This window comes from Pseudonocardia oroxyli, assembly GCF_900102195.1.
Taxonomy (GTDB): domain Bacteria; phylum Actinomycetota; class Actinomycetes; order Mycobacteriales; family Pseudonocardiaceae; genus Pseudonocardia; species Pseudonocardia oroxyli.
The window spans coordinates 33,360-53,651 of record NZ_FNBE01000013.1 but is presented as its reverse complement, the minus strand read 5'-3'; the positions used below and the strand labels follow the sequence as shown (position 1 = coordinate 53,651).

Below are 20,292 nucleotides of genomic sequence, written 5' to 3'. Positions count from 1 at the left end.
GCGGTGGCGAGGGCGGGTCAGCCGAGGTCGGGGACGTCGTCCGCGCCGGTGTGCGCGAACATATAAGTCTCCACGACCTGAACTTCTTCCTCGGTCACCACACCGTCGACGATCCGGAACGACCGGAACTCGTGGCCCGTGTGGTTCGTCTCCGCCGAGTCGCGGGTGGAGACCAGCACGTAGTGCGCCTCGGGCTCGGAGGCGTAGGAGATGTCGGTGCGCGACGGGTACGCCTCGGTCGCGGTGTGCGAGTGGTAGATCACCACGGGCACCTCGTCGTTGGCGTTCATCTGCTTGTACAGCTGGAACAGGTCACCCGAGTCGAACTCGTAGAAGGTGGGCGACCGCGCCGCGTTCAGCATCGGGATGAAGCGCTCCGGCCGGTCCGACCCCTCCGGGCCCGCGACGACGCCGCACGCCTCGTCCGGGTGGTCCCGGCGGGCATGCGCGACGATCTCGTCGAGGAGATCCCTCCGGATGACCAGCACGCATCCAGCCTACGTAACACCCCGGACAAGAGCACACACCCCCGGCGAGACTCACACGTCCCGGCGGCCGAGCACCGGCGGACAGTGGTCCGGCACGTCCGCCGCCCACGCCCCCTCCGGGTCCTCCTCGACCAACCAGCCGGGCCGCCCCCGGCTCTCCCCCGGCCGCGCCCCGGCCCCCACACCGGGGACCAACGGCGGGTGGGACGACGACGTCGACCGCGGGTTCTGCCGCGCCTCCTCCGCCCCGAGCACCCCCGCCCGCTCCCCGACCGCGCCCCGCGGGGCCGGTTCGAGCACGCCGCGCCCCGAGATGCCGCGACCCGCGCCCTCCGCGACCCCGCCGCCTACCCGGCCGACCCCCGCCCCGTTCGCCCCACGCCCCCCGACGGTTCCCGCCCCGCGCCCGCCCGGCTCGCCACCGGTCCCCGACCGACCTCGCCCGGTCCGTCCGGTGGCCCCGGCTCCCGACGGGCCGCGCCCCAGATCCGTGGAGCCGATCGGGCCGGGATCCGGGGCCGAACCGGCCCGCCCTCCGGGGCCGGCGGCGCCGGGAGCACCGGGACCGCGTCCCGCCGGCGCCCCCGACGGGGCCGTACCGAGCCCCGTCGATCCGAGCCCGTCGAAGCGCGGGCCGCCGGACGATCCCCCCGATCCGCCGCCGGAAGCGCCGGGCTGCGCACCCCCGACGGCACCGGCCTGCGACGGAGCGACCTCGGGAGCCCGTGCCCCGCTGTCGACCGGGGCGACGGGCACGCCCGTCACCTGGGCGGGGGCGAGCGGCATCGACCCCGCGCCGACCGACCCGGCCTGCGGGAACTGCGGCGCCGGGCCGAGATCCACCGGTTCCCCGTTCGGGGGTTGGATGCCGACCGGGGTGAAGGGCTCGAAGGCCTGCACCAGGTTCTGGTTCGACGCGTTCTCGTAGCGTCGCGCCACCGACGCCGCCTGGTCGCGGTGTCGCCGACCGAGTTCCGCGGCGGTCCGCGCCGTCGACGGGGTGGCGGCCGGCTCGACGGCCTCCATGCTGGTGCGGGCGAGTTCGTAGTGCTCGGCCTGCTCCCGCAGGGCCCGCACGGCGCTCGGGAAGGTGAGCGCGCCGAGGCGGCCCGGTTCGCCGAGCATGCGCAGGAAGCTGCGGGTCCGCTCGGCGGTGTCGCCCTGGTGGGCCTCGGCATAGGCCCGCTCGATGCTCGCCATCTCGCCGTTGAGCGCGTCGAGCCTGCGCCCGACGTCCTCCAGCGCGTCCGCCGCGACCCGGATCGATCCGGCCCCCGCCCCCGCGACGACGGGCTCACGAATGTCCTTCAACGACATCGACTCGAACGGCGTACTGGTCCCCTCATACCTGGCCATGCGCGGACGATCCCCCACCCGACGACGAGCCAGGCACGAACCCGCGAAGTCGTTCGCTATCGCGAACGCGCCGCGAGAGCGTCGATCACGGCTGAGGCCACGCGTTCGGTAGTCGTGCACGGCGTCTCGGGACGAGCTGCCCTCGACCCGAACTCGACCGAGAAGAGATGGCGTTCGCTCACTGCCGTGTAAATCGTGCAGATCAATGAATCCGGCGGGCCCTCGCGTGCCGCTTGGTATCCCTTCACGGTCATCCGTTCCGACCCGGGCGTCTCCTCGAGGGCTGCAGTGATCCGCTCCAGCGAATAGTTCTGACTGATGGCAATAGCCAAGTTGTCTGCGCCATCCTGTGAGCGCCACACGCACGAACTGGCGTTCTCATTGCTGTCATCGATCGCTGTCGTCGGATCGACTGATACACCCTCCAGAAACTCGACACTCAAAAGCGTGCACGCAGCCTGCCCGCTGACATCCAGCGGCGGGCCGCTCTGAATCGCAGTATCCGTCGACTCCGGAACAGCCGACGCGCCAGAGCTAGCTGAGCAGCCGGACACGGTGATCACCAGCGCGAGAATCGCGACCGAAGCATTCCTCACGCTCGCGAATCGTTCTGCTCGTCCACGCGCGCGTAGTCGTCGATTTGCTGACGCAGCGCGTTCGACGCAGCAACGAGGCTCTCATACCAGGAGCGCAAGTACTCCCTCCCTGCCATCACCATCCGATCAGACTGCTGGGCAGCGTTCTTGCTGACCTCGTCGGCACCCGGCGGAGTAACGCGGACCACGCCGAGGCTCTGCCCAAGACGAAACACCTCGTCCGCCACAGCCTCCAACCTCCCCACCACCTCCCGCGCCCGCTCCACGTCGATCGCGAGAGCGCGACCCGTCAGTACCGGGACATACCCCTCCTGCGCGTGGTCCAGCAGGCGGGCGTAGCCCACGTTCGGCGCGGTCATGCGCCCGATGATCTCAGCGGCCCACCGAACGGGGAAGGAAAAGCCCCACACCGTTCGCGATCGCGAATCAGAGCAGGGGCAGCCGAGCCCGGGCCTGCAGGCACCCCGTGCCTGGCCAGGCACGCCCAATCACCCGCGGACGGCGAGAGAAGCCGTTCGCTACCGCGACCGCACCGCGAGCGCGTCGAGCACTGCGAGGGCAGCCAGCTCGGCTCGATCACACGCTGCGAGACTTGAGCTTTCGGCACGCGAACTGACTTCCGTGGAGAAGACTTGGGTCGATGCGATAGCGACGTATATAGTGCAGATGGATGAGTCGATCGCACCCTCACGAACCGACGGAAATCCGCGGAGCTCTCCCGCCACGTAGTCGGGAACAACACCGACCGACGCATCCATGACCTCTACCGGCATGCCCAGGTTCAGCACGAACTCCAGAGTCTCCGCGTGGTCACTTGAGCGCCATAGACATCCCGTTGCAGATGCACTCGAGGTGTCGGTTGCCGAGCCCGGCTCCATGCCTGCCTGTTGAAGTGCCGCAGGACCAAGGAGATCACAGGCGGCCACGCCGTGAGCGTCAAGCGGATTGGAGACCTGTCGCGACGGAGTCGAAGTCGGGTCAGCGGACGAGGCGACTTTCTGCTCACCCACAGGGGAACATGCAGTGATGGTGACGAGGAGAACAGCGAACAACAAGAGATGTCTGACCAGCACGATCATGCTCGAGCGGCGTTTCCGCGGTCTGCGGCGACATAGTCGTCGATCTGCTGTTTGAGCGCCCGTATCGATGTCACGATGTCCTGGTGCCACGCGCTCAGATAGGAGCGACCAGCCGTCACCATTCGAGCACTCTGGACAGCAGCATTGCGGCTCACGTCGTCGTTGGCTGGCGGCTCGATCCGCACTGCCGAGAGCTGACGGTGCAGCTCCCCCACCTCGTCCGCCACAGCCTCCAACCTCCCCACCACCTCCCGCGCCCGCTCCACGTCGATCGCGAGAGCACGGCCCGTGAGTACCGGGACATAGCCCTCCTGCGCGTGGTCCAGCAGGCGGGCGTAGCCCACGTTCGGCGCGGTCATGCGCCCGATGATCTCAGCGGCCCAGCGAACGGGGAAGGAAAAGCCCCACACCGTTCGCGATCGCGAATCAGAGCAGGGAGAGCCGGGCCTGGACCAGCGAGTCCTGCACGAAGGTGAGCCAGTGGTAGACGCCCAGGTGCGGCCCTCTCGGGTCGTCCTCGGGGAAGGAGTCGGGGGTCTCCTCGGAGACGTCGAGGGCCGTGCCCAGCGCCAACCGGACGTCGTTGAGGGCGGCGAGCCAGACGTCCGCCTCCTCGACCGACAGCTCGACCCGCCCGCCCCGCGGGGGCAGCCCGCGCAGCACCGTGGTGGCCGCGTCCCGCTTGGCCTCGATCAGCGACGGCTCGTGCAGCGAACGCAGGCCGGCGGCGAGGTCCGCGTCCTCCATCGTGAAGTCCGGCAGCAGCCGGGCGAGGACCCGGTCCTCGGGGCGCTTCGACGGCCCGGTGCGCATGCCGGTGAGCTCGGCCAGCTCGTCCGCGGGGGACTCGGCCTCGCGCCCGTCGAGCATCTGGACGACCTCGCCGACCAGCCCGCGCAGGACGGACGCCTCCTGCTCCTCCATCGTGGCGACGAGCCGCACGCGCGCTCCGCGTCCAGCCTTCTTCCAGCCGTTCACGTGCGCTGCATGGTCGCCCAGAGCCCCGCGGCGTGGAGCTTGGCGACGTCGGTCTCGATCTTGTCCTTGTCCCCGGCGGAGACGGCGGCCTTGCCCTTGTGATGCACATCGAGCATCAGCGCGGTGGCCTTCGGCTCCGGGTACCCGAACACCTTCTGCAGCACGTAGGTGACGTACGACATGAGGTTCACCGGGTCGTTCCACACGACCGCCTGCCACGGCGTGTCTCCGGCGACGTCCTCGTCCAGGTCGGGGTCCACCTGGGTGGTGGGCGAGCTCAACGGCGCGGACATGTCTCCATGGTGACACGCTCACCCATCCGCCCAGAACGCCGCATAGGCTCCCGGCATGAGCGGCAACGGGAGCACCGCGCTCCTCACCGACATGTACGAGCTGACCATGGTCGCGGCAGCGCTCGCGGACGGCACCGCGGACCGCCGGTGCACCTTCGAGCTCTTCGCCCGCAGGCTGCCCGACGGGCGCCGGTACGGCGTCGTCGCCGGGACCGGCCGGGTGCTGGAGTCCTTGCAGGACTTCCGGTTCGGGGACGCGGAGCTGGCGAGTCTCGAGGGCGGGCTCGACGAGCGGATGCTGAAGTGGCTCTCCGGCTACCGGTTCTCCGGCGACATCGACGGCTACCCGGAGGGCGAGCTCTACTTCCCCGGCTCCCCGATCCTGACCGTCACCGGCACGTTCGCCGACGCCTGCGTGCTGGAGACGCTCTTCCTGAGCATCCTCAACCACGACAGCGCCATCGCGAGCGCCGCCGCGCGGATGGTCACCGCCGCGGGCAGCCGACCCATCATCGAGATGGGCAGCCGCCGCACCCACGAGCAGGCGGCCGTCGCGAGCGCCCGCGCGTCCTACCTGGCGGGCTTCGCGACGACGTCGAACCTCGAGGCCGCCCGCCGCTACGGCGTCCCGGCCGCGGGCACCGCCGCGCACGCCTGGATCCTCCTGCACGACGACGAGCTGGGCGCCTTCCGAGCCCAGGTCGAGGCCCTGGGCACGGACACGACGCTGCTCGTCGACACCTACGACATCCACCGCGGCATCGAGTTGGCCGTCGAGGCGGCGGGCCCGGAGCTGGGCGCGATCCGGATCGACTCCGGCGACCTCGGGGTGATGGCCCACCAGGCCCGCGAGCAGCTGGACTCCCTCGGCGCGACGAACACGCGGATCGTCCTGTCCGGCGACCTGGACGAGTACGCGATCGCGAGCCTGCGGGCCGAGCCGGTGGACTCCTACGGCGTGGGCACGAGCGTGGTCACCGGGTCCGGCGCCCCGACCGCGGGGATGGTCTACAAGCTCGTCGAGGTGGACGGGCGCCCGGTGGCGAAGCGGTCGTCGAGCAAGGAGTCCCGCGGCGGGCGCAAGTCGGCGCTGCGCAGGCACAAGCCCACCGGGACCGCCGTCGAGGAGGTGGTGCACCCGGTGACGATCGCGCCGCAGGTCGGCCCGCACGACCGGGTGCTCCCGATCCCGCTGGTCCGCGGCGGTGACGTCGTGCCGGACGTCCCCACGCTGGCCCAGGGCCGCGAGCGGCTGCGCCAGGCGCTGGTGTCGGTGCCGTGGGAGGGCCTCAAGCTCTCCCGGGGCGAGCCCGCGATCCCGACCGTCTTCCCGACGGAGGCCTGATGCGCGCGCTGATCATCGTCGACGTGCAGAACGACTTCTGCGAGGGCGGCTCGCTCGCCGTCGCCGGGGGCGCCGCGGTGGCCGCCGCCGCGTCGGAGCAGGCGCGCAGCGGCGAGTACGCCGCCGTCGTCGCGACCCGGGACTTCCACATCGACCCGGGCGACCACTTCAGCGACACCCCGGACTTCGTCCACAGCTGGCCGGTGCACTGCGTCGCGGACACCCCGGGGGCGAGCTTCCACCCGGCGCTGGACGTCGCGCGCATCGAGGCGGTGTTCGACAAGGGGCAGTTCACCGCGGCGTACTCGGGGTTCCAGGGCGCGGAGCCGGGGCACGTCGCACTGCGGGAGTGGCTGCAGCACAAGGGGATCGACGCCGTGGACGTCGTCGGTATCGCCACCGACTACTGCGTGCGCGCCACCGCGCTCGACGCCCTCGGCGCCGGCCTGCGCACCCGGCTCCTGCCGGACCTGTGCGCGGGCGTGGCCCCCGAGTCCACCGAACGCACGCTCAAGGAGATGCGCGAGGTCGGCGTCGTCCTGGCCTGACCGCCGTCGTGAGCGGCGATCGTCGCCCTGGCGACGATCGCCGCTCACGGGTCAGGCGGTCAGGACGGACTCGACGGTCCGGGACTCCAGTCCGTGCGCGGCCGCGACCTCGGCGTTCGTCAGCACGCCCGCCCAGGTGTTGAGCCCGCCCGCCACCGCCGCGTCGTCGCGCAGGGCCTGCTTCCACCCCTTGTCCGCCAACGCGATCGCGTACGGCAGCGTGACCGCGGCCAGCGCGTGGGTGGAGGTGTGCGGGACGGCGCCGGGCATGTTGGCGACGCAGTAGAAGACCGTGTCGTGCACCCGGAACGTGGGCTCGGCGTGGGTGGTGGGGCGGGTGTCGGCGAAGCAGCCGCCCTGGTCCACCGCGATGTCGACGAGCACCGCGCCGGGCTTCATCCGCCCGACGAGCTCGTTCGACACCAGGGTCGGGGCCTTCGCCCCGGGCACGAGCACGGCGCCGATGACGAGGTCCGCGTCCAGCACCGCCTTCTCGACCGCGTACGCGGTGGAGTGCACGGTCTCGACCCGGCCCTGGTACTGCGCGTCGATCCGGCGCAGGGCGTCGACGTTCAGGTCCAGCACGGTGACCCGGGCGCCCATCCCGACGGCGATCTGCACGGCGTGCGAGCCGGAGACCCCGGCCCCGAGGACGACGACGTGCGCGCGCGGCGCCCCGGGGACGCCGCCCATCAGCACGCCGCGACCGCCCTGCGCGCTCATCAGGTGGTAGGCGCCGACCTGCGGGGCGAGCCGCCCGGCGACCTCGCTCATCGGGGCGAGCAGCGGGAGGCGGCCGTCGGCGGTGCGCACGGTCTCGTAGGCGACCGCCGTGGTGCCCGCCGCCAGCAGCGCGTCGGTGCAGGCGCGGGAGGCGGCCAGGTGCAGGTAGGTGAACAGGGTGAGGTCGGGGCGCAGCCGGTGGTACTCGGACTCGACCGGCTCCTTGACCTTGAGCAGCAGCTCCGCGGCCTCCCACACCTCGTCCGCGCTCGCGCGCAGCTCGGCGCCCGCGGTCTTGAACTCGTCGTCGGTGATCGAGGACCCCAGGCCCGCGCTCTGCTCGACGACCACCTCGTGGCCGCGGCGGGTCAGCTCGTGCACGCCCGCGGGGGTCAGGGCCACCCGGAACTCGTTGTCCTTGACCTCTGCCGGTACGCCGATCCGCATGCCCATGTCCTTCCCGATCCGTCGATGCCGGACACCAGTATCGAAGAAAAGTCGCCAGGACGAGAACTGAACGGTGGAAGATTCTGTAGCCTGACAGCATGTCGGAAGAATCGTCAGCGAGCACGGTGCGACGGGCCGCCTCACCGAACGATGTGCGGCTCGACCCCGTGGACCGGGCGATCCTGCGCGAGCTGGAGCTCGACGCACGCATTCCGAACAACGCGCTGGCCGAGCGGGTCGGGGTGGCCCCCTCGACCTGCCTGACCCGGGTGCGGTCGCTGCGCGAGCGCGGCGTGATCCGCGGCTTCCACGCGGACGTCGACCCGGCGGCGACCGGACGGCCGCTGCAGGCCATGGTGTCGGTGCGGCTGCAGGCCGCGGCGCGGCGGCGGATGCGCGAGTTCGAGGACGTCCTGACCCGGCTGCCCGAGGTGCGGGCCTGCTGGTTCCTCGCCGGCGTCGACGACTACCTGCTGAACGTGGCCGCGGCGGACTCCGCGGCGCTGCGGGACTTCGTGGTGGCGCTGAACTCCCGCGAGGAGGTCGCGAACACCCAGACGAGCCTGATCTTCGAGCAGGTCAGGAGGCGACCCGCGAACGATCCAGGTCCGGTTCGAGGTAGATGACCCGGGCCTCGGGCACGGCACCACGGACCCGGGCCTCGGCCTCGTCGATCGCCGCGGCGACGGCGTCGACCGGCAGGCCCGACGTGAACCCGAGCTTCGCTGCGACCATGAGCTCCTCGGGGCCCAGGTAGAGGGTCTTGATGTGGATGACCCGCTCCACCGCGGCGCCCGCCTCGAGCTCGCGGACGATCGTCGAGAGCAGCGGGGCGGCGGCACCCTCGCCGATCAGCAGGCTCTTCATCTCGACGATCAGGATGATCGCGATGACGCCGAGCAGGGTGCCGATGCAGAGCGTGCCGACGGCGTCCCAGACCGGGTCGCCGGTCAGCACGGTCAGGCCGACGCCCGCCAGCGCGAACACCAGGCCGATCAGCGCGCCGGTGTCCTCCAGCAGCACCACGGGCAGCTCGGGCACCTTCGCCTGCCGGATGAACTGCCACCAGGTCAGGTCGCCCTTGAGCGGCGCCGACTCCCGCATCGCCGTGCGGAACGAGTAGCCCTCCAGGCACACCGCGACCAGCAGGATGATCACCGCGACCAGCGGCGAGGTCAGCGGCTCGGGCTCCTGCAGCTTGTGGATGCCCTCGTAGATCGCGAAGACCGAGCCGAGGGTGAAGAGCAACAACGCGACGACGAACGAGTAGAAGTACCGGTCCCGGCCGTAGCCGAAGGGGTGCTCCGGGTTGGCGCGACGCCGGGCGGTTCGCCCGCCGAGCAGCAGCAGACCCTGGTTGGCGGTGTCCGCCACCGAGTGCACGGCCTCCGCGAGCATGGACGACGACCCGGTGACCAGGTACCCGACGAACTTCGCCAACGCGATGCCCGCGTTGGCCCCCAGGGCCGCGAGAATCGCCCGGGTCCCACCACCAGCCGACACGGCTCCCCCGTTCCGCCACGCACCGTTTCGTGGTCGAACGCAGACTAGCGGGCGGCCCGGTGACGCTTGGGACGCCCAAGCGCCATGCAGCGACGCTTGGGACGCCCAAGCGTCAGCACCGCCCGCCGTGACGCTTGGGACGCCCAAGCACCACGCAGCGACGCTTGGGACGCCCAAGCACCACGCGCGCCGGCACCGCCGTGACGCCTGGGACGCCCAAGCACCCCTGAGCGACGCTTGGGCGTCCCAAGCGTCAGCCCGCCGGGAGCGCTACGACGACAGCGCGTCGCCCGCGAGGTACAGCTGCGTGCCCGGCTCGGCACTCTCGATCTCCACACCGTGCTCGGCCGCGCCGAGGAACAGGGCGCGGCCCTTCGTCAGTCCCAGCACCGCCTCCCCCGAGCGCACGCAGGCCTTGCCCGCGGTGCACAGGAGGATCCGCGGGCCGCCCGCGGGCACCGGCAGCCGGGCCGTCAGCCCGTCCGCGCCGTGCCAGGCGCGCAGCAGGAACTCCTCGGCCGGGGTGTCGTAGCGCAGCCACTCCCCCTCCGGAGTGCCGGCGTGGATCGGGGGCGGGCCCGCCGCGAAGTCCAGGACCCGCAACAGCTCCGGGACGTCCACGTGCTTGCTGGTCAGCCCGCCGCGCAGCACGTTGTCGGAGTTCGCCATCAGCTCGACGCCCGCGCCCTGCAGGTAGGCGTGCAGGTTCCCGGCGGGCAGGTAGGCGGCCTGTCCCGGCTGCAGCACGACCCGGTTGAGCAGCAGGGCGGCGAGCACGCCGGCGTCACCGGGGTAGCGCTCGGAGAGCTCCAGGGCGGTGCGGGCCTCGAGCGCCCAGCCGTCCGCGGCCCCGGCGAGGCGGACCGCGGCCTTCTGCAGGGCGGGGACCAGCTCGTCGAGCATCCCCTGCGGCAGGGTGATCCAGGTGGTGAACAGGGCGCGCAGGCCGTCGGCGTCCGGCTGGGCGGCGAGCAGGTCGACGTGGGCGGCGAGCTCGGGCACGTCGAGCGCCCGCAGCAGGCCCAGGGTCTCCACCGGGTCCCGGAACCCGACGAGGGCGTGGAACTCGGTGAGCGCGCAGATCAGCTCGGGCTTGTGGTTGGGATCCTTGTAGTTGCGGTGCGACGCGTCGAGCGGGATGCCCGCCGCGTTCTCCCGCGCGAAGCCCTCCTTTGCCTGGTCGAGGCTCGGGTGGGCCTGCAGGCTCAGCGGCTCGTCCGCCGCGAGGACCTTCAACAGGAACGGCAGGGTGCCCGACCAGCGCGCCGCCCGCTCGGTCCCGAGGTGGGTCTCGGGGTCGGCGGCGAGCAGCTCGAGCAGGCTGGCCCCGTGGGCGAGCCGCGACGGGTCGCCCGGGTGGGCGCCCAACCACATCTCGGCCTGCGGGTGCGGGCTCGGGACGGGTTCGCCCAGCAGCTCGGCGATGACCGTGCGCGAGCCCCACGCGTACGGCCGCACCGGGTTCTCCAGAGACTCCAACGGACTTCCCCTCAGGCGGGCTCGATCGTGCGGGTCGCCAGACCCAGGTAGACGGCGGCCGCGTCGAGTCGCGAGGCGAGCACGGCGGCGCGCAGCAGCCCCGCGTCCCGGGTGCCCCGGGCGATCTCGTCGACGGGATGGTGCAGGTCGGCGGGCCAGCCGCGACCGGTGCGGCGCACGGCGACCTGGCCCGGGTCGTCCTCGCCGGTGGCGAGCAGGACCAGGCGGACCGGCGGCGCGTCCGGGCCCGGGTCGTCGAACGGGTCCCGGAAGACGTCCGTGCCCTGCTCGGCGAGGTCGACGGCCCGGCGCAGCCCGGTCGCGGTCGCGGCCTGGGCGATGTCCGCGGAGTGGGCGACCACGCCGGCGTGCGTGGCCAGCGCGGTGGCGCCGTGGCCGGCGACGGCGGTCGCGGCGGGGTCGGTCCCCCACAGCAGCGGGGTGTGCTCGGCGATCCGCAGGGCCAGGGACTTGGCCGGGTTCATGAACGGCTCGTGGCCCGGCTGGTTGCGCTCGGCCTCCGCGTCCAGCGCGTCGGCCAGGGGGTCCAGGTGTGCGTCCAGGCCGCCCGGCCACAGCTGCAGCGCGGACGCCACGGACAGTCCGACGGCGAGGGCGCGCGGCAGGTCCAGACCCGGCGGCACCGGGATCCGCGGCTCCACGAACCGGGCGCGGCCCGCCCCCGCGCCGGCGACCGGGCCCTCGGCGGGCGCGGAGAGGACGACCTCGGCGCCGCGCGACACGGCGCGGGCCACGGACTCGGCGAGCTCGGTGTCGGTGGGGTCGGCCGACTGGGCCAGCACGACGTCGAGCGGGCCGACCCAGGACGGCACCACGTCGGTGAGCACGAAGGGCACGGGGCTCTGCGCCCCGAGCAGGGCGCCCAGCAGCTCCCCCGCCGCACCAGAGGCACCCGGCCTGCGCAGCACCACCAGGGCGCGAGGGCGGTGCCCGGCCAGGTCCGCCAGTCCCGCGTCGGCGGCGGACTGCGCCGCCGAGCGGACCTGCGCGCCCGCGGTGGCGACCGCGCGCAGCACACCCGCTCCGTCGGCGGTGGCCAGCGCGGCGGGGTCGGCGAGCAGCGTGTCGTCGAGCACCGGGATCACCCGGTGGATTCGTCGGCCGTGCCTGCAGGCTGCGCCTCCGACAGCAGCAGCACCGGGATGCCGTCCACGATCGGGTAGCGACGCGCGCACGCCGTACACACCAGCTCGGCCGCCTCCTGGCGGAGCGGAGCGTGATCCTCCGCGGGGCAGGCCAGGATCTCCATCAGCCGGTCGTCGAGCGCGTGCATGCTTCTCCTCACGTGACCTGTCCACAATGCTGCCAGGGCAGGCGGCAGAGCGCCGGGTCCGTACGGGTACTGAGCGGGCGGGTCGAGAGTCCTCAGGCGCGGACGATCGCCAGGACCTCGTCCCGCAGGGCGGCGACGGCCGCCTCGTCGGCCGCCTCCACGTTCAGCCGCAGCAGCGGCTCGGTGTTCGAGGCGCGCAGGTTGAACCACGCCCCGTCCGGCTGGAAGACCGTCAGCCCGTCGAGCTCGTCGACGGTGACGCCGGGGCGCGCGCCCCAGACCTCCTTGACCGCCGCGACCCGGTCCGCCTGGTCCGCGACCGTCGAGTTGATCTCGCCGCTGGCCGAGTAGCGCTCGTAGACGCCCATCAGCTCCGACAGCGGGCCCGCCTGCTCCCCCAGCGCCGCGAGCACGTGCAGCGCCGCGAGCATCCCGGAGTCGGCCTTCCAGAAGTCCTTGAAGTAGTAGTGCGCGGAGTGCTCGCCGCCGAACACCGCGCCGGTCTCGGCCATCGTCTGCTTGATGAACGAGTGGCCGACGCGGGTGCGCACCGGCTGTCCGCCGTGCTCGCGCACGAGCTCCGGCACGGCCTGGGAGGTGATCAGGTTGTGGATGATCGGGGCGCCGGGGGCCTTGGCCAGCTCGCGCACGGCGACCAGGCCGGTGATGGCGCTGGGGCTGACCGGCTCCCCCCGCTCGTCGACGACGAAGCAGCGGTCCGCGTCGCCGTCGAACGCCAGACCCAGGTCGGCGCCCGCGGCGACGACCGCCTTCTGCAGGTCGACGAGGTTCGCCGGGTCGAGGGGGTTGGCCTCGTGGTTCGGGAAGGAGCCGTCCAGCTCGAAGTACAGGGGCACGACGTCGCACGGCAGCCCGCCGAGCACCTCGGGCACGGTGAACCCGCCCATGCCGTTCCCCGCGTCCACCACGACCTTCAGCGGCCGGATGCCGGTGAGGTCGACCAGGCCGCGCAGGTACTCCGCGTAGCCCTCGACCATCGCCTGGCGCCGCACCGACCCGCCGCCGGGGCCCGCGGGGACACCCTGCTCGACGGCCTCGCGGATCGCGCTCAGGCCGGTGTCCTGCCCGATCGGGGTCGCCCCCGCGCGACAGAGCTTGATGCCGTTGTACTCGGCCGGGTTGTGGCTCGCGGTGAACATCGCACCCGGGACGTCCAGCGTGCCCGCCGCGAAGTAGAGCATGTCCGTGCTGGCCAGGCCGATGTCCACCACGTCGAGCCCCTGGCCGGTGACCCCCTCGGCGAAGGCCTCGGCGAGCCCGGGACTGGAGTCCCGCATGTCGTAGCCGACCGCGACGGTGCGCGCCCCCTCGGCCCCGACCAGTCGGGCGAGCGCCGCACCGATCTCGCGCACCGTGGAGGCGTGCAGCTGCTCGCCCACGACACCGCGGATGTCGTACGCCTTGACGATCTGGCTCAGGTCCACCTCGGGCACGATGAGCAACCCTAGGGCATGTCACCCCGGGTGATCGCCTCAGTCCTCCGGCGGAGTGGGCAGCACCCGCAGGTGGCCGCGGCGGCCGGTGGGGCCGCCCGGTCCGGCCGTGACGTCCACGCTGGCGATCTCGATCGGGCGATCCATCCGACCCGCCTCGCGGACCGCCTCGGCCAGCGCGGTGAGGTCGTCCCCCGTGTGTTGCGGGGGCGCGAACTCGCCCTCGAACCGCACGACCTCCCAGCCCCGGGGGGCGGTGAGCCGGTGGGCGTGGGCGGTGCACAGGTCGTAGGTGTGCGGCTCGGCCTGCGTCGCCAGCGGACCGACCACGGCGGTCGAGTCGGCGTAGACGTAGGTGAGAGTGGCCACCGCGAGCTCGGTGCAGCCGCTCCGCGAACACCTCCGGACACTCAGCACGTCCGAGACGATAACCCGCGGGACCCGCCGCACCCCGCTGCGACGCGCGGGTGCATGTCCGCCGCACCGGAGCGCCGTACCATTCCGTCCGTGCCCGACCCGAGTCCGCGTTCGACCCACCGGTCGCGTCGCTCCCCCCGCCGCCGCGACCGGCGGGGCCGGAGCCTGCGCGGCCTGCTCTACCCGGTGACCACGCCCTCGTTCAAGACGCGGGCGGAGCGGTTCGACGCGCGCGTGCTCGAGGCCCTGGAACCGATCGAGCTGCGCTGGGGGCCGGAGCTGGTGGACCTGGACCTCGCCGTCGACGAGGTGCCCGAGGTGCGGCAGACCTCGCCCGAGGAGGTCGTCTGGGGGGCGGGCGTGCTGGCCGACGCGGGGGTGCCGCTCGCGCAGCTGGTGCCCGCGGGCGTGGACCCGGCGGGGCTGCCGTCCCGGGCCCGGATCGTGCTCTACCGGCGGCCGCTCGAGGCGCGGGCGCGCGGGGGCGCGGACCTGGGCGAACTGCTCCACGAGGTGCTGGTGGAGCAGGTCGCCGAGTACCTCAACATCGAGCCCGACGCCGTCGAGGGCGGCGCGGACTAGCGGCGCGGACCAGCGGCGCGGAGCGGGGAACGTCCCGAGGGGCCTGCAGCCCCCCGGGAAGGGCGGTCCTAGACCGCCGCGCGGCGCAGCCGACGCCGCTCGCGCTCCGAGAGCCCACCCCAGATGCCGAACCGCTCGTCCTGCGCCAGGGCGTACTCGAGGCACTCGGCGCGGACCTCGCAGCCCGCGCAGATGCGCTTGGCCTCGCGGGTGGAGCCGCCCTTCTCGGGGAAGAACGCCTCCGGGTCCGTCTGCGCGCACAGCGCGCGCTCCTGCCAGTCCTCGAGCTCGCCGTCCTCCTGGCCGTCCAGGAGGGTCCCCCGCTCGACCAGTGTGTCGATGAGCCGCAGCCCCTCGTGGGGGCCGCTCCGCTCGCCGATCTCCGCTACGCCGCCGAACGGCTCCGCGTCCTCGATCGCGCCCGTCCCTGCGACGAACACGGTGTCCGTGAATACGTCCACTCGCCCACCTCCCCGCGCCCCGGCGAATGACACCGACGTAAGTACAGCGGTGAAGGCACCCTTCACGCAACCCGGCGCTGCCGACCGGGTGACGGGCTCCACCCCTTCGGTCCCCCGTTCGGCACAATGGGTCAAGTGCGTGCTGCTCCGACCCGAATAAGTCCGTGGTTCCTGCTGCTGGTGGCGGTGACCGCCGTCGGCGCGGTGCTCTGCGTGCTGGGTACCGCGCAGGCGCGGGAAGGGTCGTTGGCGCTGCTCACGGCGGGTGTGGTGCTCCTCGTCCTGGGCGGCTGGTGCGTCTCGCTGTGCCTGCACGAGTGGGGCCACGCGTACACCGCCCACCGCGGCGGGGACGACGGGATCGAGAACCGCGGGTACCTCACGCTGGACATCCGGCGCTACGCGAACGTCGGCCTGTCGTTCGTGTTGCCCGTGGTGTTCCTGCTGCTCGGGGGCATCCCGCTGCCCGGCGGCGCGGTGTGGATCAACCAGTGGGCGCTGCGCAGCAAGCGGATCCGCTCGCTCGTCTCGCTGGCCGGACCGGCGATGAACCTGGTCATCGGGGTGCTGCTGAGCCTCGCGGTGATCTTCGTCCCGATGTCGCTGGGGCTCGCGGTGGGGCTGTCCTGCCTGGCCCTGATCCAGATCCTGGCCTTCGTGCTGAACATCCTGCCGGTGCCCGGGCTGGACGGGTACGGGGTCGTTGAGCCGTGGCTCTCACCGTCGGCCCAGCGGCTCGGCGCCAAGGTCCGGCCGTGGGCCCCGCTCGTGCTGTTCGTGCTGGTCATCGGCGTGCCGGGGGTCGCTCAGGCCCTCTTCGGGGTGGGCCAGGTCCTGTTCTCGGCCATCGGCGGGGACGCCGACTACGCCGCCACCGGCTACTCCCTGCTGCTGTTCTGGCGCTGACTCTCCCCAACGGTCGACCCGTTGCGCCGAATGGGGGATACGGTCATCCGGCGCTGAGACGGGCCGACTCGACCATCGTCGAAACGGTGTCACTGTCGGCCGGAAGGCCGTCGAGCGGCCACCAGGCGAGATCGGTGGACTCGTCGGAGATCACCGGGACGGCGCCGGCGGGTGCGCGCACCAGATACCGGACGTCCAGGTGCCGGGTCGGGAGGCCCAGCGAGCACGTGACGGGATGGACGTCGATGTGCAGCGGGTGCGCGGCGATCTCCAGGCCGGGGATCCCGGACTCCTCGGTCGCCTCGCGCAGCGCGGCCTCCCGCAGGCTCGCGTCCCCGGGTTCGCAGTGACCGCCGAGCTGGATCCACCGCCCGACGCGCGGGTGCAGGGTCAGCAGCGTCCGCTCCCCGGTGTGGTCCAGGACCAGCGCAGAGGCCGTGAGGTGCCCGGGCTCGCACTCGCGCAGGCAGGCGTCGTCCGGCCGGGCGAGGCAGAAGGCGACCAGCGCCTCGCGCAGCGCCGCCTGGGCCTCGTTCGGCGGCGACCAGGCGCGCAGCTCCTCGATCGCGACGGCGGGCTTCACCACTCCAGGAGCCCGTCCGCCGGGTCCTTCGGGGCGCGCGGGGCCTGCGGCTCCACCGGCGCCCCCACCGCGACCGCGCCGAGCGGCTGCCAGTCCGCGGGCAGGTCCAGCACCTCGCGCACCGTGTCCGGGGCGAAGATCGTGGAGCCCACCCAGCAGGACGCCAGACCCTCGGCGGCCAGCGCCACCAGCAGGGACTGCACGGCGGCCCCGCCCGCGACGGTGAACATGTCCCGCTCCGCGGCGTTGCGCGCCGCGTCCGGGTAGGTGTGCGCGCCCTCGCCGGTCACGAACGCCAGCACCAGCTCGGGGGCCCGGCGCAGCAGGTCGCCGCGGGCGAGGCGCCGCGCGATCTCCTCGGCGGGACGGCCGTCCCGCGCCAGGTCCGCCTCCCAGCGGACCCGCATCGCGTCGAGCAGCGCGTCCCGGGAGCGCACCCACACGAACCGGAACGGGGTGCTGTGGTGCGGCGCGGGAGCGGTCAGCGCGACTCCGACCGCCCGACGCAGCGCAGCCGGGTCGACCGGCTCCGGCCCGAACTCGCGGGTGCTGCGGCGCAACAGGACCGCCTCGGACCGGCCCTGCGCGATCGCCTCGTCCGCGCCGAGCCGGAACAGGTCGTCCTCGACCGGCCGGACGAGGTCGCGGGCGGTCGAGCCGTCGTCCCGGCTGCCGAGCCCGCGGACCACCGCGACCGGAAGCGCGCCGAGCTTGCCCTTCACCAGGTCCGCCGCCCCGGCCACCTCGTCCGCCACGGCCACCTCGGTGACCAGCAGCTCGTTGCCCTCGGCGTCGTGCGCGCCGGCGTAGCGGTGGATCACGGTGAGCCCGGCGGAGCCGATCGCGACGTCCGTCTGACCGACCCGCCAGGAACGCCCCATGGTGTCGGTGACCACCACGGCGACGTCCACGCCGAGCGCCTCCCGCAGGCCGGTGCGCAGCCGGGCCGCGCTGCCGTCCGGATCGACCGGCAGCAGGGCGAGCTCGTCGGTGCGCACGTTCGAGCCGTCGACGCCCGCCGCGGCCTGCACGATCCCGAGCTTCGACGCGACGATCAACGTCCGGCCCTTGCGGGCCAGCACCCGCTCGGTCTCCCCGTCGATCAGCCTGCGCCGCAGCGCGTCCCGCTCCTCGGGGTCGGTGGGTGCGGGCACCAGCCGCCCCTCGGCCTTGGAGAAGATCTTGCTGGTCACCACGACGACGTCGCCGTCCGCCAGCCACGGGGCGGCCGCGGCGATCGCGGCGGTCACGTCGTCCCCGGGGCGGAACTCCGGCAGGCCGTGGACCGGCAGGATCTCGAGCCCCTCGGCCGCGCGGTGGTCCGCGAACCCGGGCGAGCTCACGGCGTCACCCCGGCCAGGTCGAACGCGGCCCGCACCATGTCCGCGGTGACCTCGGGCGAGCTCATGAGCAGCGGCACGGCCCGGACCTCCGCGCCGTCGATCTCGGCGGAGTCTCCCGTGTGGACCAGCCAACCGTCGAGCAGGCCGCCCGTGGACCGGGCCCCGTAGTGCCGTCCGACGCCCTCGGCGCTGGTCTCGACGCCGATCGCGGACAGGCACTGGTCCGCCATGCCGCGCAGCGGGGCGCCGTCGATGATCGGCGACACCCCGACGATCCGGCCGCGCGCGCCGACCAGGGCCTGGGGCATGCCCGGGATCTGGATCATGGTGCCGATGCTCACGACGGGGTTCGACGGGGCGACCAGCACGACGTCCGCGTCCCGGATCGCCTCGGCGGCGGCGGGCAGCACCGTGGCCTCCTCCGCACCCACGGACGCGAAGCGGTGCGCCGGGTACTTGGCCTGGTAGCGCACCCACCACTCCTGGAAGTGGATCGCGATCTGCGGCGGGCCGTCCTCGGTCCGCTCCGGGTTGTCGATCACCACGTGGGTCTCGACCCGGTCGTCGGACGCGGGGAGCAGCCGCACGCCGGGCCGCCACCGGTCACACAGCGCCTCGGTCACCTGGGACAGCGGGTAGCCGGCGCGCAGCATCCGCGAGCGGACCAGGTGGGTGGCGATGTCCTTGTCCCCCAGCCCGAACCAGCTCGGCTCGGCGCCGTACGCGGCGAGCTCCTCCTTGACCGTCCAGGTCTCGCCCGCGTGCCCCCACCCGCGCTCGGTGTCGATGCCGCCGCCGAGGGTGTACATGCAGGTGTCCAGGTCCGGGCAGATCCGCAGCCCGTGCATCCAGACGTCGTCCCCGACGTTGACCACCGCGGTGATCTCGTGGTCGTCTCCGCGCGCCGCCTGCAACGCCGCCTTGACACCGAGCAGGAACCGCGCGCCGCCGACGCCTCCGACCAGGACCGTGACCTTCACGGTGTCAGGCTACGACCCGGCCGATCGCGGCCACGATCTCGTCCGACTCCGGCTCGGTGCGCGGCCGGAAGCGGGTGACGGCGCCGTCCGGCGCCACGAGGAACTTCTCGAAGTTCCACTGCACGTCGCCCGCGGCGCCCGTGGCGTCCGCGGTGTCGGTGAGCTCGGCGTAGAGCGGGTGCCTGTCCGGGCCGTTGACGTCGATCTTCTCGGTGAGCGGGAAGCTCACCCCGTAGGTCGCCGAGCAGAAGGTGGCGATCTCCTCGGGCGAGCCGGGCTCCTGCCCGCCGAACTGGTTGCAGGGCACGCCGAGCACGGTGAAGCCCCCGCCCCCGAAGCGCTCCTGGAGCCGCTCCAGGCCCGCGTACTGCGGGGTCAGGCCGCACTTGCTGGCGACGTTGACGACGAGCACGGCCTTCCCGGAGAGATCCGGGAGGGCGGAGCCGTCGAGAGCACGGAGAGCGGTGAGGGAGCCGAGGTCCACGCCGTCGAAACTACATCGCGCGGTAGTCGCGCGGGCTGAAACGTGGCCCGAACCGGGGACGCTGGAAGCCGGACACCTCCACCAGCCGCACCGCCCGCTGGCGCTGCGGGCGGTAGGGCTCGAGGACCTCGAGCATCCCGGCGTCGTCCAGCGGGCGACCGACCAGCGCCCAGCCGACGACCGTCGGGATGTGGAAGTCGCCGAAGCTGACGGCGTCGGGGTCGCCCCACGCCCGCTGCGCCACCTCCGCCGCGGTCCAGACGCCGATCCCGGGGACCTTGCGGAGCAGGATCCGCCCGTCCTCGCCACCCAGCTCCACGGCGGCCTCCAACCGGTGCGCCACGGCCGCGGCGGCCAGGATCGCGCGGCGCCGCGCGGAGTCGACGCCTGCCTTGTGCCACTCCCAGTCCGGCACCGACCGGAGCTGCGCGGGGGTGGGCGGGACCCGCATCCCCTGCGGAGCCGGGCCCGGGGCGGGGTCCGCGAACCGCCGGGCGAGCTCCCGCCACGACCGGCGCGCCTCGGTGCCGGTGACCTTCTGCTCCAGGATCGCGGGGACGAGCTGGTCCCAGACCCGCCGCGTGGCGCCGAACCGCAGGCCGGGGCGGCGTCGCGCGGAGTCCTCGATCAGCGGGTGGTGGGCGGTGAACGTCTCGGGGGTGTCGTTCGCGCCGAGCAGCGCGGGCAGCCCGTCGAGCTCCCAGGCCGCCCCCGGCCCCCACCCCTGCGCGACGACGGTGCCGTCGGTGCGCCGGGCGATCCGGACGGTCGCGGGCCCGTCCGGGGTGGTGGAGGTGCGCCAGATCCCGCCCTCGTCCTGTCGCCACGAGGGATCGCCCCGGCCCCGCCGCAGCGGGACCAGCACTCCGTGCACGTCGAGCACGAAGCCCGGCGTCCACTCCCGTTCGATCATGGTCTGCGCCTCCGGCGCTCGTGCGTGGTAAGTGGTGCCA

The 20,292-nt window shown here is 73.2% G+C and carries 26 protein-coding genes; 5 read left to right on the top strand and 21 right to left on the bottom strand.

The window, feature by feature from the left end; all coding sequences use genetic code 11:
- Positions 1 to 17: 17 nt before the first annotated feature.
- From BLS43_RS19525 to clpS, 8 genes are all read right to left on the bottom strand, one after another.
- Positions 18 to 488, bottom strand: coding sequence for a M67 family metallopeptidase (locus tag BLS43_RS19525; RefSeq protein WP_093087056.1), 471 nt, complete (start codon positions 486 to 488; stop codon positions 18 to 20).
- A gap of 51 nt (positions 489 to 539) precedes the next feature.
- Complete coding sequence (locus BLS43_RS19520; protein WP_143030127.1) at positions 540 to 1,844, bottom strand: hypothetical protein; 1,305 nt, start codon at positions 1,842 to 1,844, stop codon at positions 540 to 542.
- A gap of 56 nt (positions 1,845 to 1,900) precedes the next feature.
- The gene (locus tag BLS43_RS19515) at positions 1,901 to 2,407 is read right to left on the bottom strand and encodes a DUF3558 family protein (protein ID WP_176921431.1); all 507 of its coding nucleotides are present in this window, start codon (positions 2,405 to 2,407) and stop codon (positions 1,901 to 1,903) included.
- 29 nt (positions 2,408 to 2,436) lie between these two features.
- Positions 2,437 to 2,799, bottom strand: coding sequence for a PE domain-containing protein (locus tag BLS43_RS19510; protein WP_143030126.1), 363 nt, complete (start codon positions 2,797 to 2,799; stop codon positions 2,437 to 2,439).
- Between the two features lie 159 nt (positions 2,800 to 2,958).
- Complete coding sequence (locus BLS43_RS19505; RefSeq protein WP_093087045.1) at positions 2,959 to 3,519, bottom strand: DUF3558 family protein; 561 nt, start codon at positions 3,517 to 3,519, stop codon at positions 2,959 to 2,961.
- Positions 3,516 to 3,878 carry a hypothetical protein gene (locus BLS43_RS19500; RefSeq protein WP_143030125.1) on the bottom strand — a complete coding sequence of 121 codons (363 nt, stop codon included), beginning with the start codon at positions 3,876 to 3,878 and terminating at the stop codon, positions 3,516 to 3,518. The genes BLS43_RS19505 and BLS43_RS19500 overlap by 4 nt, the downstream gene beginning before the upstream one ends.
- A gap of 67 nt (positions 3,879 to 3,945) precedes the next feature.
- Positions 3,946 to 4,497 carry a DUF2017 domain-containing protein gene (locus BLS43_RS19495; protein WP_093087040.1) on the bottom strand — a complete coding sequence of 184 codons (552 nt, stop codon included), beginning with the start codon at positions 4,495 to 4,497 and terminating at the stop codon, positions 3,946 to 3,948.
- Positions 4,494 to 4,790 carry an ATP-dependent Clp protease adapter ClpS gene (gene clpS, locus BLS43_RS19490; RefSeq protein WP_093087037.1) on the bottom strand — a complete coding sequence of 99 codons (297 nt, stop codon included), beginning with the start codon at positions 4,788 to 4,790 and terminating at the stop codon, positions 4,494 to 4,496. Before clpS ends, BLS43_RS19495 begins: the two co-directional genes overlap by 4 nt.
- 55 nt (positions 4,791 to 4,845) lie before the next feature.
- Between clpS and BLS43_RS19485 the strand changes: the two genes are divergently transcribed.
- Both BLS43_RS19485 and BLS43_RS19480 read left to right on the top strand, forming a co-directional pair.
- Positions 4,846 to 6,135 (top strand): nicotinate phosphoribosyltransferase, encoded by a 1,290-nt coding sequence (locus tag BLS43_RS19485; RefSeq protein ID WP_093087034.1) that lies wholly within the window; start codon positions 4,846 to 4,848, stop codon positions 6,133 to 6,135.
- On the top strand, positions 6,132 to 6,683 hold the full coding sequence (locus BLS43_RS19480; protein ID WP_093087370.1) for an isochorismatase family protein: 552 nt from the start codon (positions 6,132 to 6,134) through the stop codon (positions 6,681 to 6,683). The genes BLS43_RS19485 and BLS43_RS19480 overlap by 4 nt, the downstream gene beginning before the upstream one ends.
- Before the next feature lie 51 nt (positions 6,684 to 6,734).
- On the opposite strand, the gene ald is transcribed toward BLS43_RS19480, so the two are convergent.
- Positions 6,735 to 7,853 (bottom strand): alanine dehydrogenase, encoded by a 1,119-nt coding sequence (gene ald / locus BLS43_RS19475; protein ID WP_093087031.1) that lies wholly within the window; start codon positions 7,851 to 7,853, stop codon positions 6,735 to 6,737.
- Positions 7,854 to 7,951: 98 nt separating this feature from the next.
- On the opposite strand from ald, the gene BLS43_RS19470 reads away from it, so the two are divergent.
- Positions 7,952 to 8,479: an Lrp/AsnC family transcriptional regulator gene (locus BLS43_RS19470; protein ID WP_093087029.1), complete on the top strand. Its 528-nt coding sequence runs from the start codon at positions 7,952 to 7,954 to the stop codon at positions 8,477 to 8,479.
- Here BLS43_RS19470 and BLS43_RS19465 read toward each other — a convergent pair.
- The 6 genes from BLS43_RS19465 to BLS43_RS19440 form a co-directional block, all read right to left on the bottom strand.
- Positions 8,433 to 9,356 (bottom strand): cation diffusion facilitator family transporter, encoded by a 924-nt coding sequence (locus tag BLS43_RS19465; protein ID WP_093087026.1) that lies wholly within the window; start codon positions 9,354 to 9,356, stop codon positions 8,433 to 8,435. The two genes, BLS43_RS19470 and BLS43_RS19465, sit on opposite strands and share 47 nt — an antisense overlap.
- Before the next feature lie 270 nt (positions 9,357 to 9,626).
- Entirely contained in the window at positions 9,627 to 10,835 is a 1,209-nt protein-coding gene (manA, locus tag BLS43_RS19460) for a mannose-6-phosphate isomerase, class I (protein ID WP_093087023.1), read from the bottom strand.
- A gap of 11 nt (positions 10,836 to 10,846) precedes the next feature.
- Positions 10,847 to 11,932, bottom strand: coding sequence for an SIS domain-containing protein (locus tag BLS43_RS19455; protein ID WP_093087368.1), 1,086 nt, complete (start codon positions 11,930 to 11,932; stop codon positions 10,847 to 10,849).
- 5 nt (positions 11,933 to 11,937) lie between these two features.
- Positions 11,938 to 12,129: a Trm112 family protein gene (locus BLS43_RS19450; RefSeq protein WP_093087021.1), complete on the bottom strand. Its 192-nt coding sequence runs from the start codon at positions 12,127 to 12,129 to the stop codon at positions 11,938 to 11,940.
- A 92-nt stretch (positions 12,130 to 12,221) separates the two neighbouring features.
- Complete coding sequence (locus tag BLS43_RS19445; RefSeq protein WP_245707605.1) at positions 12,222 to 13,583, bottom strand: phosphomannomutase/phosphoglucomutase; 1,362 nt, start codon at positions 13,581 to 13,583, stop codon at positions 12,222 to 12,224.
- 39 nt (positions 13,584 to 13,622) lie between these two features.
- On the bottom strand, positions 13,623 to 14,000 hold the full coding sequence (locus tag BLS43_RS19440) for a DUF3499 domain-containing protein (protein ID WP_093087018.1): 378 nt from the start codon (positions 13,998 to 14,000) through the stop codon (positions 13,623 to 13,625).
- 90 nt (positions 14,001 to 14,090) lie between these two features.
- On the opposite strand from BLS43_RS19440, the gene BLS43_RS19435 reads away from it, so the two are divergent.
- A complete protein-coding gene (locus BLS43_RS19435; RefSeq protein ID WP_237196916.1) occupies positions 14,091 to 14,582 on the top strand; it encodes a metallopeptidase family protein in 492 nt (163 codons plus the stop codon).
- A gap of 68 nt (positions 14,583 to 14,650) precedes the next feature.
- Here BLS43_RS19435 and BLS43_RS19430 read toward each other — a convergent pair whose 3' ends face one another.
- Entirely contained in the window at positions 14,651 to 14,923 is a 273-nt protein-coding gene (locus BLS43_RS19430) for a WhiB family transcriptional regulator (RefSeq protein ID WP_374205014.1), read from the bottom strand.
- A 246-nt stretch (positions 14,924 to 15,169) separates the two neighbouring features.
- Between BLS43_RS19430 and BLS43_RS19425 the strand changes: the two genes are divergently transcribed.
- On the top strand, positions 15,170 to 15,949 hold the full coding sequence (locus BLS43_RS19425; protein ID WP_093087013.1) for a site-2 protease family protein: 780 nt from the start codon (positions 15,170 to 15,172) through the stop codon (positions 15,947 to 15,949).
- A gap of 43 nt (positions 15,950 to 15,992) precedes the next feature.
- On the opposite strand, the gene BLS43_RS19420 is transcribed toward BLS43_RS19425, so the two are convergent.
- Genes BLS43_RS19420 through BLS43_RS19400 form a run of 5 tightly spaced genes read right to left on the bottom strand, consistent with a single transcriptional unit; the run spans position 15,993 to position 20,252 of the window.
- Positions 15,993 to 16,535: an NUDIX hydrolase gene (locus BLS43_RS19420; RefSeq protein WP_093087010.1), complete on the bottom strand. Its 543-nt coding sequence runs from the start codon at positions 16,533 to 16,535 to the stop codon at positions 15,993 to 15,995.
- Positions 16,529 to 17,875, bottom strand: a complete 1,347-nt coding sequence (locus BLS43_RS19415) for a coenzyme F420-0:L-glutamate ligase (RefSeq protein ID WP_093087007.1) — start codon at positions 17,873 to 17,875, stop codon at positions 16,529 to 16,531. The genes BLS43_RS19420 and BLS43_RS19415 overlap by 7 nt, the downstream gene beginning before the upstream one ends.
- A complete protein-coding gene (gene cofD, locus BLS43_RS19410; protein WP_093087004.1) occupies positions 17,872 to 18,855 on the bottom strand; it encodes a 2-phospho-L-lactate transferase in 984 nt (327 codons plus the stop codon). The genes BLS43_RS19415 and cofD overlap by 4 nt, the downstream gene beginning before the upstream one ends.
- 4 nt (positions 18,856 to 18,859) lie before the next feature.
- Positions 18,860 to 19,339: a glutathione peroxidase gene (locus BLS43_RS19405; RefSeq protein WP_093087001.1), complete on the bottom strand. Its 480-nt coding sequence runs from the start codon at positions 19,337 to 19,339 to the stop codon at positions 18,860 to 18,862.
- Positions 19,340 to 19,349: 10 nt separating this feature from the next.
- Positions 19,350 to 20,252: a DNA-3-methyladenine glycosylase family protein gene (locus tag BLS43_RS19400; RefSeq protein WP_093086998.1), complete on the bottom strand. Its 903-nt coding sequence runs from the start codon at positions 20,250 to 20,252 to the stop codon at positions 19,350 to 19,352.
- Positions 20,253 to 20,292 lie beyond the last annotated feature (40 nt).

Excerpts from the sequence above, each read along its gene's own strand:
- BLS43_RS19520 (WP_143030127.1), bottom strand. The coding sequence starts at position 1,844 with ATGGCCAGGTATGAGGGGACCAGTACGCCGTTCGAGTCGATGTCGTTG.
- BLS43_RS19510 (WP_143030126.1), bottom strand. The coding sequence starts at position 2,799 with ATGACCGCGCCGAACGTGGGCTACGCCCGCCTGCTGGACCACGCGCAG.
- BLS43_RS19505 (WP_093087045.1), bottom strand. The coding sequence starts at position 3,519 with ATGATCGTGCTGGTCAGACATCTCTTGTTGTTCGCTGTTCTCCTCGTC.
- BLS43_RS19500 (WP_143030125.1), bottom strand. The coding sequence starts at position 3,878 with ATGACCGCGCCGAACGTGGGCTACGCCCGCCTGCTGGACCACGCGCAG.
- clpS (WP_093087037.1), bottom strand. The coding sequence starts at position 4,790 with ATGTCCGCGCCGTTGAGCTCGCCCACCACCCAGGTGGACCCCGACCTG.
- BLS43_RS19485 (WP_093087034.1), top strand. The coding sequence starts at position 4,846 with ATGAGCGGCAACGGGAGCACCGCGCTCCTCACCGACATGTACGAGCTG.
- ald (WP_093087031.1), bottom strand. The coding sequence starts at position 7,853 with ATGCGGATCGGCGTACCGGCAGAGGTCAAGGACAACGAGTTCCGGGTG.
- BLS43_RS19470 (WP_093087029.1), top strand. The coding sequence starts at position 7,952 with ATGTCGGAAGAATCGTCAGCGAGCACGGTGCGACGGGCCGCCTCACCG.
- BLS43_RS19450 (WP_093087021.1), bottom strand. The coding sequence starts at position 12,129 with ATGCACGCGCTCGACGACCGGCTGATGGAGATCCTGGCCTGCCCCGCG.
- BLS43_RS19425 (WP_093087013.1), top strand. The coding sequence starts at position 15,170 with ATGGGTCAAGTGCGTGCTGCTCCGACCCGAATAAGTCCGTGGTTCCTG.
- BLS43_RS19400 (WP_093086998.1), bottom strand. The coding sequence starts at position 20,252 with ATGATCGAACGGGAGTGGACGCCGGGCTTCGTGCTCGACGTGCACGGA.